The 14,459-nt window shown below is 60.3% G+C and carries 10 protein-coding genes and 1 pseudogene; 9 read left to right on the top strand and 2 right to left on the bottom strand.

Going from position 1 to position 14,459, the window contains the following annotated elements:
• From DPM35_RS05025 to DPM35_RS05005, 5 genes and pseudogenes are all read left to right on the top strand, one after another.
• A partial coding sequence (locus DPM35_RS05025; RefSeq protein ID WP_245431429.1) for a beta strand repeat-containing protein occupies positions 1-2,758 on the top strand: 2,758 nt, incomplete at its 5' end.
• A gap of 183 nt (positions 2,759-2,941) precedes the next feature.
• Positions 2,942-4,642: a type I secretion system permease/ATPase gene (locus DPM35_RS05020; protein ID WP_112126167.1), complete on the top strand. Its 1,701-nt coding sequence runs from the start codon at positions 2,942-2,944 to the stop codon at positions 4,640-4,642.
• Positions 4,639-5,979, top strand: a complete 1,341-nt coding sequence (locus DPM35_RS05015) for an HlyD family type I secretion periplasmic adaptor subunit (protein ID WP_112126166.1) — start codon at positions 4,639-4,641, stop codon at positions 5,977-5,979. The genes DPM35_RS05020 and DPM35_RS05015 overlap by 4 nt, the downstream gene beginning before the upstream one ends.
• Before the next feature lie 464 nt (positions 5,980-6,443).
• Positions 6,444-6,724, top strand: a pseudogene (locus DPM35_RS05010) (Arm DNA-binding domain-containing protein); the annotation flags it as partial.
• Positions 6,725-7,412: 688 nt separating this feature from the next.
• On the top strand, positions 7,413-8,171 hold the full coding sequence (locus tag DPM35_RS05005) for a LuxR C-terminal-related transcriptional regulator (protein WP_112126165.1): 759 nt from the start codon (positions 7,413-7,415) through the stop codon (positions 8,169-8,171).
• A gap of 91 nt (positions 8,172-8,262) precedes the next feature.
• On the opposite strand, the gene DPM35_RS05000 is transcribed toward DPM35_RS05005, so the two are convergent.
• A complete protein-coding gene (locus DPM35_RS05000) occupies positions 8,263-9,258 on the bottom strand; it encodes a hypothetical protein (RefSeq protein ID WP_112126164.1) in 996 nt (331 codons plus the stop codon).
• A gap of 667 nt (positions 9,259-9,925) precedes the next feature.
• Here DPM35_RS05000 and DPM35_RS04995 point away from each other — a divergent pair.
• Complete coding sequence (locus DPM35_RS04995; protein WP_112126163.1) at positions 9,926-10,516, top strand: sugar transferase; 591 nt, start codon at positions 9,926-9,928, stop codon at positions 10,514-10,516.
• 46 nt (positions 10,517-10,562) lie between these two features.
• Here the strand turns inward: DPM35_RS04995 and DPM35_RS04990 are convergent, their stop codons facing one another.
• On the bottom strand, positions 10,563-10,811 hold the full coding sequence (locus DPM35_RS04990; protein WP_112126162.1) for a hypothetical protein: 249 nt from the start codon (positions 10,809-10,811) through the stop codon (positions 10,563-10,565).
• A 399-nt stretch (positions 10,812-11,210) separates the two neighbouring features.
• Between DPM35_RS04990 and DPM35_RS04985 the strand changes: the two genes are divergently transcribed.
• The 3 genes from DPM35_RS04985 to DPM35_RS04975 all read left to right on the top strand — a co-directional run bounded on the left by DPM35_RS04985 (position 11,211) and on the right by DPM35_RS04975 (position 14,425).
• Positions 11,211-12,491, top strand: coding sequence for an O-antigen ligase family protein (locus tag DPM35_RS04985; RefSeq protein WP_112126161.1), 1,281 nt, complete (start codon positions 11,211-11,213; stop codon positions 12,489-12,491).
• Positions 12,492-12,563: 72 nt separating this feature from the next.
• On the top strand, positions 12,564-13,394 hold the full coding sequence (locus DPM35_RS04980) for an AAA family ATPase (protein ID WP_112126160.1): 831 nt from the start codon (positions 12,564-12,566) through the stop codon (positions 13,392-13,394).
• On the top strand, positions 13,391-14,425 hold the full coding sequence (locus DPM35_RS04975; RefSeq protein ID WP_245431428.1) for a hypothetical protein: 1,035 nt from the start codon (positions 13,391-13,393) through the stop codon (positions 14,423-14,425). Before DPM35_RS04980 ends, DPM35_RS04975 begins: the two co-directional genes overlap by 4 nt.
• Positions 14,426-14,459 lie beyond the last annotated feature (34 nt).

Raw genomic sequence — 14,459 nt, 5'->3', positions numbered from 1 at the left:
CACCGCCACCATCAACGTGGCCGGCGGCACCTTCACCGACGCAGCGGGGAACAACAACACCGCCGCCACGCAGCTGAGCATGACGGTGGACACCGTCGCGCCGACGGTTGTGATCGGCACCGATGACAATGCCCTCAAGATCGGCGATGTCGCGCACCTCACCTTCACCTTGAGCGAGGCGTCGACCAACTTTGGCAGCGGCGATGTCGCCGTCACCGGCGGCACGTTGAGCAACTTTGCCGGCAGCGGCACCAGCTACACCGCCGACTTCACGCCCACGCCCGGCAGCACCACCACCGCCACCATCAACGTGGCCGGCGGCACCTTCACCGACGCAGCGGGGAACAACAACACCGCCGCCACGCAGCTGAGCATGACGGTGGACACCGTCGCGCCGACGGTTGTGATCGGCACCGATGACAATGCCCTCAAGATCGGCGATGTCGCGCACCTCACCTTCACCTTGAGCGAGGCGTCGACCAACTTTGGCAGCGGCGATGTCGCCGTCACCGGCGGCACGTTGAGCAATTTTGCCGGCAGCGGCACCAGCTACACCGCCGACTTCACGCCCACGCCCGGCAGCACCACCACCGCCACCATCAATGTGGCCGGCGGCACCTTCACCGACGCAGCGGGGAACAACAACACCGCCGCCACGCAGCTGAGCATGACGGTGGACACCGTCGCGCCGACGGTTGTGATCGGGATCAGTGACACCGCGCTCACCGCCGGCGATGTCGCGACAGTGACCTTTACCTTCAGTGAGGTACCGTCGAACTTCTCTGCGGCAGACGTGAGCTATGACACCACGAGCGCAACCTTGGGCGCAATCACGCCCACGGGCGATCCAAAGGTCTTCACGGCCACTCTGACACCAATCGCGTCGATCAACGATGCAACCAACATCATTACGGTGGGTACGGCGTGGCAAGACCCTGCGGGTAATGCCCCGGCGGCTACAACCAACTCGGTCAACTACACGGTCAGCACCGGCGACTCGACGCCGCCGACTGTAACAATCACCAGTACACCATTGGGCAATACAGTCGGATCTACCTCAACAGTAACGTTCCAATTTAGTGAAACTGTAATCGGCTTTAATCCCGGCAGCGTGACTGATGTTACATTGACTCGAGCCACGCTGAGCAACATTGTTCAAGTGGATGGCGATACTTGGACGGCAACTCTAACCAGAACCGCTAACGGCTCTGTTAAGGTTGATGTGGTAGCAGGTAGCTATACGGACTCGGCGCTTAATCCCGGTGCTGCAGGGAGTCTCGGACCGCTCAATCCCGCCGGCACCGCCGGCGAGCCGATCAACCTCGCGCTGACCGGCTCGTCGGACGGCCAGACCGTCACCGTCACCGTGAAAGACATGCCTTCCGGCTGGACCATTGACGGCGCCACGCAGAACGCCGACGGGTCCTGGACGGTTCAGACCAATGCCGTCCATGAGCTGACAGTCACCACGCCCGCCAGTTTCGCCGGCGCGGCGGTGCTCGATGTCTCAATGACCTGGACAAACGCCGACGGCACGACCGGAAGCGCGTCGATCGCAGACAACGTCGAGGCTTACGCGCCGGGTTCGCCGATCTTCGCCTGGTCGGGCGATGACGTGCTGACCGGCTCCAGCGGCAACGATCTGTTCGTCTTCTCGCAGCCGATCGGCAACGATACCGTGCACAGCTTCGACGCTGCCGCGGACCAGATCGATCTGATCGGCTATTCCGGCTTCCAGAGCTTCGCCGACGTCCAGGCGCATACCGCCGACGACGCCAATGGCAATGCGGTGATCACGCTTGCCGACGGGCAGTCGATCACGCTGGACGGCGTGCATTCCTCCGCCCTCGGCGCAGGCAATTTCGTCTTCGACCAGACGCCGGTGGTCAACAATCCTGGCACCATGACACTCGGTGACGGCTCGCTGCTGCCGCTGAGCGGTACGGTCAACAACAGCGGCCTTATCTCGCTGAACTCGACCGTCGACGACACGCTGCTGCAGGTCATAGAGCATGGCGTGACCCTCGAGGGCGGCGGGCAGGTTGTCCTGTCCGACAGCGCGGCAAATATCATCTCCGGCACCGGTCCGGACGTCACCCTGATCAACATCGACAATACGATCTCGGGCGCCGGCCAGCTGGGCGATGGGATGCTCGGCCTCGACAACAGGGGCACCATCATCGCCTCGGGCACCAATGCCTTGGTCATTGATACCGGCGGCAGCGTCGTCATCAACTCCGGCGCGCTGGCAGCGACCGGTTCGGGTGGCCTGGTCGTCGCCGGCGGGGTTGCGAATTCCGGCATGATCGAGGCCGATGGCGGTAATGTCGTCATCCACGGCCAAGTAACCGGCGACGGCGATGCCACGATCGGCAACCTCTCGAAGCTGGAATTCGGCGCAGCCTCGTCGACGGATGTCACCTTCGCACAGAATGCGGCCGGCACGCTGGAGCTCGATGACTCGTTCGACTACAGCGGACGGATCAGCGGCATCACCAACGACGACAAGCTGGACCTTAACGACATCCTGTTCGGTGTCGGAACGACGGTCGCCTATCAGGCGAGCCAGGATGGCAGCGGCGGCACGTTGACCGTCTCGGCCGGCGCGCACAATGCCACGCTGCACCTACTCGGCACCTACGATGCGAACGGCTTCAAGCTCGCCGATGACGGCCAGGGGCACGCCGTCGTGACCTACAACCCGGCGGAGTTCACGCTGACCGGCGTCGGCGGTGGAACGAGCGAGTTCGCGGTGTGATGGATAGAGGGTGAGCTCGCACCACGCGCGGCTCACCCGGTTTCTGCGCCGGTCGGGCGTTTAGCTTACGAATTAAGGTTTACAGCAGGTTTACGAGTGAGCGGCGTGGTCAGCTGAAGGATCGGGAGTAGCATCAGTGCCGGGCACGCAGTTTGGACAGGGGGCGGTTCTCCGCTGGGCATTTTGAGTCTCGACAGCAAATCCAAGATTGTCAGGGAAGCGCTTCGCGCCTGCCGCCGCTATTTCCTGTTTGCGGCGGTGTTCAGCCTGGCCATCAACCTGCTTTACCTCGCATCTCCGCTCTACATGCTGCAGATCTACGACCGGGTGGTCACCAGCGGCAGCGAGACCACGCTGGTGATGCTGACGCTGGTGCTGCTTGCGGCGTTCCTGGCGCTCGCCGGTCTCGATCTCGTGCGCGCCGCGATCCTGACGCGTGCCAGCGCCCGGCTCGATCGGCTGCTTTCGGCCAAGATCCTGGCGGCTTCCGTCGAGATCCCGTCGCAGGGGGCTTCGCAAAGCCAGCCAATCCGCGATTTCGATACCTTCCGCCAGGTGATCACCGGCAGCGGCGTCCATGCGCTGTTCGACCTGCCGTGGTCGCCGATCTATATCGGGGTCATCTTCCTTCTGCATCCCTGGCTTGGTTTCTTCGCGCTTGGCTCGTCGCTGATCCTCATCGCCATGGCGGTGCTCAACGAGTATATGGTCAGGGTGCCTCTGAAGCAGGCCAACGACCTCGCCACCGCCAACTATAATTTCACCGAAATGAGCCTGAGGAATGCGGAAGTCATCCGCGCCATGGGCATGATCGAGGGCCTCGTCCGTCGCTGGGGGCGCGACCGCGGCATGGCGCTCCGCCGACAGGGACAGGCCAGCGACCGGGCGGCACTGATGTCCGGGATGATTCGCTTCCTGCGCCTCACCATGCAGTCGCTGATCCTCGGCCTCGGCGCCTATCTGGTCATCGAGCGGCAGATCACCGGAGGCTCGATGTTTGCGGCCAGCCTTCTATTGGGCAGGGGGCTGCAGCCGGTCGAGCAGATCGTCGGACTTTGGCGCAGCCTTGTCCTGGCACGGGCCGCGCTCGGGAGGGTCGAGAAGCTGCTTGACGGCGGCGCGCAAGGGGAACGCTCGTTCAACCTTCCCAAGCCCACAGGCAAGATTGCCGTCGAACAGCTTACCTTCGCCATTCCGAACCTGCAGAAGGTGCTGTTGCGCGATATCTCGTTTAAGCTCGAGGCCGGCGAGGCGCTCGGCATCGTCGGCCCTTCCGGCGCCGGCAAGTCGACGCTGGCGCGTCACCTCGCCGGCATCATGCAGCCGAGCCGCGGCACGGTGCGGCTCGATGGCGCCGACATGACGCAATGGGGCAGGGAGGCGCTCGGCGACCATATCGGCTATCTGCCGCAGGACATCGAGCTGTTTTCCGACAGCGTGGCTGCCAATATCGGCCGCTTCAAAACCGACGTTGACCGCGAGGTGATCGAGGCCGCCCGGCTCGCCGGCGTGCATGAGATGATCATCCGCTTGCCGCAAGGCTATGAGACGCAGATCGGCGAGGGCGGCGCGGTGCTGTCGGGCGGTTACCGGCAGCGCATCGCGCTTGCGCGCGCCGTCTTCGGAACGCCGAACCTCATCGTGCTCGATGAGCCGAGCTCCAATCTCGACTCCGACGGTGACCGCGCGCTGGCCGAATGCGCGCTGGAGCTCAAGCGTCGCGGCAGCACCGTGATCATCGTGTCGCACCGGCCCTCGACCCTGGCCAATGTCGACAAGATCCTGCTCCTGAGAGACGGAGGGGTCGAGGCCTTCGGGATGAGGAACGAGATTGTCGCGCTGCTCAACCAGCGCGCCGCGCCGATAGCGGTGACAACCCAATGACCGATGTCGCCGCCACGTATCGCAGTCTGCCCGGCGTCGTCGAAGCGGGCGCCGACTCGGACTCAATCCGGGGTCCGGTCTGGGTCGGTTTGCTCATCATCGTCGCCTTCTTCGGCGTATTCGGCGGCTGGGCGGCGATCGCGCCGCTCAACGGCGCCGTGCTTGCCGACGCGATGGTGAAGGTCGAGGGCAACCGAAAGAGCGTCCAGCATTTCGATGGCGGCACGGTGAAGAAAATCCGCGTGAAGGACGGCGACATCGTCAAGGCAGGCGATGTGCTGGTCGTGCTTGACGACACGCGTGCCCGTTCTGAGTTCAACCTCTACTCCCAGCAATATGCCCTACTGCGCGCAACGGATGCCCGCATTCGTGCCGAGCTTGACGGTAGCGCGGCGGTGGCCTTCCCCAAGGATATTTCCGCTGAGCACCAGGGTTATCTGCAGGACGCGATGGCCAACCAGATCGCCGACCTTGAGAGCCAGCGCGCCTCGATGGCAGGTGCTACGAAGATCCTGCAAAAGCGGATCGCCGAGCTCGAAGAGCAGATCGAGGGCAAGGAGGCGCGCGTAGAATCCTATCGCGCACAACTCAAGTCGACCGTGGACGAGAAGGCGGGTCTGAACAAGCTGCTGAAGGCCGGCTTGACGACGCGCACGCGCATCCTGGAACTCGACCGCTCCGCCTCCGACTTGCAGGGCCTCATCGACCAGGCGCTCGGTGAGATTGCCGGCAACCGTCAGAGCAAGGCCGAGCTCGAAAGCCAGATCGCACAGCTCACCAACGAGCGTCGCGCAAAACTGTCGGCCATGTTGATCGACACGCAGTCGAACCTTGCCGATCTGGTGCCAAAGATGTTTGCCGCGCAGGCCACCGTCGACCGCACCGAAGTGCGCGCGCCCTACGATGGGCAGGTGATGGACTTGACGGTCTTCTCGACCGGCGCAGTCGTCACCCCCGGTCAGACCATCCTAGACATCGTTCCGGCCAGGAATTCGCTGATCGTGCAAGCGCAGATCCGCGTCGAGGACATATCCAGCCTCCGCGCCGACATGACGGCCGAAATCCGCTTTACCTCCTACAAGCAGCGCACGACGCCGGTCATCCACGGCCGTGTCACCCGCATCTCGGCGGACCGTGTGACCGACGCCAAGACTGGCTTTCCCTATTATGTCGCCGACATAGCGGTGGATCAGCAGGAACTCGCCGCGGCACCACAGATCCAGCTCTATCCAGGTATGCCGGCGCAGGTCATGATCGTCACGGAGGAACGCACCGCGTTGGATTACATTGTGGGGCCGCTGACGGCTTCGCTGCACACGGCGTTCCGGCAGAAGTAGACCTTGCTAACGTGACCTGAGGGTGTTGGCCCTTGCCGAACATCCGCTTCTGGAAGGTGTCTACTGAAAACAGACCATCCGCTTCCGGCCCCAAATGGAACATCTGTCCCACGAGTCGAACTGCGTAGAAGGGGTGGCAGCAGGTTACCGATTGGTTTGTCCACTTCGCTCGGATCGTCCGGGATGTTTATGGTAGTCGATCTTGCGGCGAAAAAGTGCAGCTATCTGGAGCGGCGACGGTACTTTTCGAGATCAGCTGTGGCGGGGTCGAAAACCACAAAGTGGGAAAAGTTGACCGATTGGCCGCGATAGTTGGTGAAACCGCAAAATTTTTTTGTGGCAATTTTCCCTTTAAAATCAGAAGGCTAACTTTTTGCCGGGCCGTGCGCCGGCTGGCTGTTCTGCAAACAAGGAAAAACCCAGCTAGATCAATGCCTAGCTGGGTTGAAGATAATAGAGTGGGAATGTTGACGGACGCCGCTCTTAATCGTTGAAACCAAAAGAGAAAATCTACGAGGTTGCCGACCGTGACGGCATGTATGTTCGCGTCATGCCCAGTGGAGCGATCTCGTTTCGCCTGGATTACAGGCTCAACGGACGGCGGGAGACGGTTCTATCTGGGCAGGTACGGACGGACGGAATCCCGCTTGCTCGGGCCCGAGAGAAGTGTCTCGACGCGAGGCGCGCCGTCGGCGAGGGACGATCGCCGGCGATCGAGAAGCAACGGGAGAAACGTCGCCTGAAGGGCTCGTGCAGCGTACCGCGCTGGATTATACTCTGGGGCCGCTGACGACGTCCTGGTACACGGCGTGCAACGCGGTGCCAGTAAAGCTGACCTCATCAAGATAAATCAGCGTAAGAAGCCGACGACCGTGCCGAAGTGCTAGCCTCGATCTAGAATGGAAGCCTTGCCTTTGAAGGTGTAGAGCGTCGGCAAGCCGCAGTTGTCAGTCAAAAAGCAACCCCGGCTGCAGAGGTTGGGTGTGACACTGGCAGCCGAGGTCAAATGAGTTTTTCAAAAAATGTGGCCCCGTTTCCGCCAAATCGCAACGTTCCGCTTTTGGGTCGAGATGAGCACGCTCTCGTCCGTTCGATGTAATATAGCGCGTATGCAATTTTAAGTTGTTGTACTTTCGGATATATTAGCCACCTAAGATATAATTACCAAATTGTTAACCGGGATTAATGCGTATTTTCCACAGGATCGTAGGATGCAATCCAGGCTGGGCTACCTCAATGGAGCGGGGATGCCATACGTCGGTGCGTTGGGCCGGCGTATGTCATTACTCCTTGAAGCTATTCTTTTTCAGATAACCTCCAAGCAGCCTGATGGATGAGCGTATCAGTTCATGCTTCTGACTGGCTTTGCAAGGGCGAGCAAGACAAAGGGGGAAGAAAGCAAAGCAAGCGGTGGAGAAGGAGTAAGTAGGGCGATGGGGCATTCTCAAATTTCCGGTTTTTGGAATGACGCTACGGGACCAGTACACAATGGGCATCTGCCGGACCCGACCGGCCTCGGCAGGTCCGAACTTGAGGAAGGGCAATCAAGCGAAGGCCTGGTCGTAATCGTCGATAAGCGAGCACTTGAGCGCGAATGCCTTGCTCGTGGCCTTGTCGAACACAATCCCACTTTGCGCGTTAGTGCCGTGGGGTCGCTCGACGAGATCCGGCGTATTGCCGGCGAGGCGGGTCCAGCTGCGATTCTCGTCATTCTGGGCGCCAAAAAAGTCACCGACCAGAGTGTTCGAGAGGAACTTGTGCGCTTCATTTCCGAAGTTGGCGCCACACCGGTGATCGTCGTCGTGGACTCCGACGAGCCAGGGGAAATACTCGCGGCTCTCGAATGCGGCGTTCGAGGCTACATTCCGACCAGTGTGAAGGTAAAGGTCGCTGCCGAGGCCATTGGTCTCGCCCGCGCCGGAGGGGTTTTTGTACCCGCCAGCTGCGTGTTGGCACTTCGCGAAATCATCCATTCGACCGCAAACGGCACGCGTCCGCCCGCGGGCATGTTCACCGCACGCGAGGCCGCGGTTGTGGAGGCGCTCCGGAAAGGCAAGGCAAACAAGATAATTGCCTACGAGCTCAACCTCTGCGAGAGCACCGTCAAGGTCCACATCCGTAATATTATGAAAAAACTGAAGGCTACGAACCGAACAGAGGTGGCGTACAAGCTTAGACAGATGATGCTTTGAAGGGCTGCCTCGACCGGCCCAAGGAATATAACTGCTTGGCACTATTGCCTTTGCGGGCGTCGGGCCTCGATGAGGTCCGCCGCTCCTTGGCTCAGAGGTTGGATGTCTCCTGCGGGTCCTTGTCGGGAGATGGATACGCCCGGCCGGGCTCGGATCCCGCTGTCACGAGAAATCCGACATTGTTTCCTCCTAGGTCCGCGTCACGGTACGCGGCTTCCGCAGCCTTCAGCCCTCCTATCAGTCTACGGATCTCAGGAGCCGCACCGAGCACGTCAAGTGGCAGGCCCAACTGGCCGCGGCTGGGCCGCTTTGGCGGCCACACGCTGAGGCCGAAGTAGCTGGCGGCCGAGCGGTCGATCCCGCCGCTGAACTGCACCAACTTTGCCCGGCGAGAGTTCCTGGCAATACGACCCAAGCTGTTGATGTCCATTGGCGGTTTGTCGGAGGGCCGCATCGCGACCAGGATCACATCCCATGCATCGTCGGTCAGCAGCGACGGGTGCGAAAAGACGCTTATCCTGGCCCCACGCTCGCGCAGCATTTGCTCGAGGATCGCAGCGCAGGGCGTGTCGCAGACAATGGCGATCCTCGCCGCACGTTGATCGACACCTGCATCGCCGAGCAAGGCGCAGCACAACCGCGCGAACTCCGGCAGCAGGTCTATGGCCGGGTGGCTGAGATTGGGAGCGGCAACTTTGATGCCAGCCTCGTCACAGGCGTCGAAGTCGACAACGCCTGGCTGAAGCTCCCATGGTTCAGCCATCAATGAAACAACCGCATGAGAGGGCAAGAGCTCCGTGAGCGATCTCGAGATGGGCCCAACCTGGAGGCAGTATGTGACGATGTCGACGTCATGCCATTTGTGGCTATCGATGCGGTTCGCCACTTCCACGCGTTCGGCGACATCGGCGTATTTGGCAAATGCCAACGTCGCGTCCGAGGCTGCCGCCGGATGTCTATAGGATGTGCGTGTGAGGGCCACGACACGGCCGGCATTGGCGAGCGCCGCGGCCGCCGCGGTTATCGCTTGGTATCCTGTCGCGGCTCCGACGACCACGGTGAGACCGGAAAGATCAAGATCGAGCAAGGCTATTTGCCTGCGGACGATAGCAAGTGCTTCCCCGCAGTCAATCTCGGGAACATGACGAGCAAACGGCGTTGAGGGGAAATCACCTGATGAAGGCATCGGATTGGGCACTTTCCACTACCAGATAGGCCGGCATACCTATTTTGACGCGGAGCACCTGTGCTGCTCTATCTCGTCCGGGCGCGACGCGCGTGCACTTCACGCAGTGCGTTGACGAATGCCTTTGCGGGCGTGCGCACTCCGCAAGCTTGGTTTCTGACATTCGCTCAATGTCCTCGCCAAGAGAGTGGCGGCCTGAATTTGGCTGGCACTCTCGACCGTCCCTGCACGCGGACCGGTCAATGCATCGTTCTCGCAATACAGCCGAACCGGCCGGGAGTGCTACAGCAGCAAACGGATGCTCGGTGATACGCCATTTGATCGGAAGGCTTATCGACACAACGCCAGCAACGCTCGGATCAGGCTAAGGGGGTAATCGACGCCACGTGGGAGGCTACCTCCTTTGCGGCTCTTGCCGACAATGACCCGCCGCTGTGAAGTTGAGTACTGAAACCACCAGCGTTCCTCGGCGAAACTCGTGACAATCAGCGCATTTGACATAAAGCCCCACGGATCCGGCGTCCGCGCCGACCAAAGCCGTCGTCCACTTGGAGGCCGGTCCAAGAGGATGATGGACGTGACGGTTGCCTTGATCGCGCTCGTCCTCACCGCGCCGGTTATGCTGGCGGTTGCCTTTCTGATATTGGTGACTGACGGCGCGCCGGTGATATTCTTCCACACCCGGGTCGGCTTCAACGGCAAGCGTTTCGCCTGCTACAAGTTCAGGACCATGGTCGCCAACTCCGAGAAGGTTCTGGCCGACTACCTTGCGAGCAATCCCACGGCCGCCAAGGAGTGGGAGGAGAACTGGAAATTCAAGAACGACCCGCGCATCACATTCCTGGGGCACATTCTCAGGAAGTCGAGTCTGGATGAGTTGCCTCAGCTCATCAACGTGATGCGCGGCGAGATGAGTTGCGTCGGCCCTCGACCGGTCGTTCCCGACGAACTGCAACGCTACGGTACCTGTGCCACGGACTATCTTCAAACCCGGCCGGGGCTTACCGGCCTGTGGCAGGTGGCGGGCAGAGACGCAATGGACTATCCCAGCCGCGTCTCTCTCGACAGCCGTTACGTGCGAAACTGGTCCATATGGGCCGATATAGTCATTCTCTGCCGGACGATCTTCGCCGTGATGAAATTCGACCGGGCATCTTGAGCCAAGGCATATTCCGTCGACGGATCCGGATGACGCACTTTGAGGGTCATCGCTCACGGGTCGCGGTTCGGCGCCAGATGAGGCCAACGAAGAGGCCCACCAAATAGGCACATTGCAGCGTTACGACCAGAAGCAGGATCGAAAGTAGGCGATGCCGATCAAACAAGCCGTTCGTATTGCCTATGACGGCCCCGGCCACGACGATCACCGCTGTCGCAACGATAAGCGCGGGGGCGCGAACGCTAAATCCCAGCAGGATGCCGATCACGCCGGCTGCGACAAGGCTCCAAAGCACGGCGATCTCCTATGGTCTGGAAGAATCAGTGTGCCGCACCCCAAGTCTCCCACGTCCGCAACACCGTACCAACGCCTGACAGCAGGCCTTTGATCATTTTTTTGACCACTTGCCGTTTGTGGTTCGCGTGGTTCGTGGGGGCCCGGAACCCTTCGCACAAAAGGCGTAGGGCGACCTGTCCCAATGGCACCCTTCCGCTCATTTTCTTATCCGCCGGCTGAGCTTACGCTGTTTGTTGAATAGGCACGCGGAGTATTCACCCGCCGTGCGGCAGCATGCCTTGAATCGCCCCGCGCGTTAGCGCCGGGCGCCTGTCTCCCGGCATCCGACAACCCATTCACAGCCCCGCCGGGAAGCACAAAGTGGCCGCCCTCGGCGGCACAATCCAAGACCATCCCAATGCTACAAGCATCCATTCTTCTGCTTATCCTGTCGACCTGGTTCCCAGGCGCCGCTCGGATTGGCGGAGCTGACGGCTCGATTTCCTTCTTGCTGGCCTTGTTCTGTGCTTTGGTAAGCGTCACCTCCTACAGCGAGATAGCAAGACGCCTTCATCGGACTGAAGCGGCCTTGGCAACCGCTGTGCTGACGACATCTGCCCTAATCATTGTATTTTCCCTGCTATCGATGACCTACGCCGAGGATCCGATCAGGACCGGACGCGCGGTTTTCGCGCAGGTGTTTGGTTTCGCCGCTATCCCGGCCGTGACGGCGGTCTCCGTGAGGCCTAAGGGTCCCGAGGCGGTTGAAAGGATCATAACGGCGATGATCATCATGAGCGTCGTAACCTCTTGCCTCGTGACGGTCGGCCTGGGCGGTGCCAAGTTCCACGACAGGGCCGAAGGGTATTTCAAGCATTCGAACCAACTGGGAATTGCCCTCTCGGCCGGTCTGCCGCTTGTCGCCGCGAGATTGACCGTTTCCCGCAGGCACCGGATTCTTCTCTTAGGCTGCCTCATGGCCGTGCTCTTGGGTCTGGTGAAATCAGGTTCAAAGACCAATTTCGTGGTTGGTGTGGTTGGTCTTGGGGTATTCTTTGTTCTATACAGTATATATCTTATAAGGAGAAAGAAGAATTCAATATCAATAATTGCAGGGATATTTTTGGCTCCGATATTGTTTCTTACGTGTTTGCGGACATTGCAGCATTTCAATCCACGGGCTTACAGCCTGCTTTTCGACCAGCTCTCGGGGAGCGATACGCATTCCATGATATCACGGCAAATCCTGTGGTCGATTTCGATCAATCTGGGCTTGGCCCATCCGTTCCTCGGGGTGGGGGCGGGGCAGTGGATAGGCGACATAGCCCCCCACAGCCACAACCTGTTCATCGACTATTTCAGGACGCTCGGAGTGCCCGGTCTCGCGTTGGTAACGATCGTCGTCTTGCTCGTCACGGGGTATCTGATCAGCGCTGTCATTCACACGTTGATCGGCGGCGATGCGAGTGAATCGGCGACAAAGACGGATGTGATGGTGCTTGGTACATCGGTTTCCGTGTGGAATTACCTCGTCGCCAATCAGATGAGCGATTCCTTCGGTCCGTCAACCGCGCCCTTCTTCTGGCTGCCTTTGGCGATGCTCATGTTCTACCGCGGCATGCAGCGGCAGCCGCAAGCCGAGCGTGCCGACAATACAACGCGCTACGCCGGCGCTGCGTTGCCGGTATTCCAACACTAGGGAGCTCTGGAAGAGCGAGAGCTTTTTTCTGCTCTCTTGGTCTTCCGATCGCTATCTCCGTCAGCCGATGCCATGACTTCTCATACGGTTCGTGACCTCGTGGTAGGCCTCCAGCCGTCCGAAGCGCGGGCGCTTCAGACCGACATTCGATTTGTCGAATTCTTTGGTCTCCCCGGCATTGGCAAGACGACCGCCTCAAACCTGATGGCGAAGAGCTTGCAAGGGTGCGGCCCGCTGATTGGCGATGTGAGGATAGCGGGGCAGACACGAACATTCATCAGCAGGCAGATTCACAGGATCGGCATCGTCATCCCGCGATTCAGACAGACCGAGTTCCGTTCATTGGTCAGGCGGATTGCGCGCTTCGTGATCCAAAGCGGGCAGGTGTCGCTTGTCGATGCGTTTAAAGTCACCTGGAACCTTTGTTCTTTAGTGGCATACATAGAAGATGAGAGAGGAAGAAATAATTCGATCATCATAATGGATCAGGGATTGCTTCAGGGATTCTGGTCTGTATTTCTGAAAAGCAAAAACCGGGAAACGTCCGAAAGATGGTTTGATATATTGTCTTCCATTGGTCTCCACGACATGATTTTTCTCTATTTGCGCGGCGGCGTCGACGTTGCACGAGATCGACTCCAGGTGAGAGGCGATCGGTCCTCGCGGATGCAAAGAACATCCCTGGACAGCTACCGTGATCTCTGGTCGACGGCGGATCGGGCTTGCCGCGAGATGGTGGCTGACCTCGAAAGAGAAATGCGAAGAGAAGACCATTCCTGCGTATTGGCGGCGGTCGAGGTGGACAGGCTGGCGTCGCCCGAAGACGTGGCGGAACAAGCGCTCGAGGCGGTCCTACTGGCATGTCTCGACAGGCACCGGCTATGCGATTCGGCAACACAATGAGCATGAAAATGGACCGCCGTTCATTCATGAGCCTTGCCGGCTCCTCGGTATTCGCGCTGTTGCCCGGTTGGCAAGAGGCGCAAGGTGGCCAGGCGCCACTCCCGGCGATCGACAGCGGCAAAGGCCAGCCGATCGTGCTGAATGGCGAGTACGGCTACGAGCAACAATCATTTCGGGATCTGCCGGAGGGAGCGACAATCGATGCCCGGAATGCTTCCTTCCTGGTTGCCAACAGCAGGAACAGCGAACCGAGTGCCATGATGGGCTGCGATGAGGGGACGCTGCCGGTCAATCGCTATCCGCTCGTCATACGCGACTGCCCTGGCGTTCGGTTCATCGGCGGGCGCTTCAACGGCCAGGTGCCGCAGACGTCCGACTGGCGGGACACCTACTGCAACAGCGCGGCCGTTCTTGTCAGAGGTGAAACCGCCAATGCGACGATAGAGGGCGTCCGCGCACGCCGCTGCTGGGACGGCATTCGTTTCACCGAGGGGGCCGGCGGCTTTCATCTGAAAGGGAGCTGGCTCAGCGAGATCCGGGACGACGCGGTGGAGAACGATTATCTGCTGAGCGGCACCGTCGAAGATTGCCTGTTCGACGGATGCTTTTCGGGGATCAGCGTGGATCCCGCCAAAAACGACCGGGACGGAACAAACGAGGTCGTGCACATTGATGGATCGCTCATCCACATGCACGCCTATCTGGCCAAAGGTGAGATTACCCATCAGACGCCGGTCAAGGCGGTTGACCAGTCACCCAGGTTGCGGATCACGGGGTCGGTTTTCGCCCTGGCCGCAGCGAACATGCGTGGGTTTCATCGTCTGGAACGGACGTGGCGGCTGGCGATCGAATGCCGAGACAACATGCTGCTGTGGTTGCCCGACGAGCCGATGCCTTTCGAATTCCCGATGCCGCCGTCAGGTTTCAGGGTGCTGAAGGGTATCGACGCGCGTCGATACTGGGATAAGGCGCGTCTCCATTGGATCACCGCGCATCAGGACGTGGCCCGGTTTACCGACGAAGCGCTGTGAGAAGCCGCCGGCCGGCGGCTCCTTCCTTTCCATA

Origin of the sequence: Mesorhizobium atlanticum (genome assembly GCF_003289965.1) — a bacterium.
In the GTDB taxonomy this organism is placed as follows: Bacteria; Pseudomonadota; Alphaproteobacteria; order Rhizobiales; family Rhizobiaceae; genus Mesorhizobium; species Mesorhizobium atlanticum.
The sequence above is the reverse complement of the archived record's forward strand: the minus strand, read 5'-3'. Positions and strand labels throughout refer to the sequence as shown.

Excerpts from the sequence above, each read along its gene's own strand:
- DPM35_RS05015 (WP_112126166.1), top strand. The coding sequence starts at position 4,639 with ATGACCGATGTCGCCGCCACGTATCGCAGTCTGCCCGGCGTCGTCGAA.
- DPM35_RS05005 (WP_112126165.1), top strand. The coding sequence starts at position 7,413 with ATGGGGCATTCTCAAATTTCCGGTTTTTGGAATGACGCTACGGGACCA.
- DPM35_RS04995 (WP_112126163.1), top strand. The coding sequence starts at position 9,926 with ATGATGGACGTGACGGTTGCCTTGATCGCGCTCGTCCTCACCGCGCCG.
- DPM35_RS04985 (WP_112126161.1), top strand. The coding sequence starts at position 11,211 with ATGCTACAAGCATCCATTCTTCTGCTTATCCTGTCGACCTGGTTCCCA.
- DPM35_RS04980 (WP_112126160.1), top strand. The coding sequence starts at position 12,564 with ATGACTTCTCATACGGTTCGTGACCTCGTGGTAGGCCTCCAGCCGTCC.
- DPM35_RS04975 (WP_245431428.1), top strand. The coding sequence starts at position 13,391 with ATGAGCATGAAAATGGACCGCCGTTCATTCATGAGCCTTGCCGGCTCC.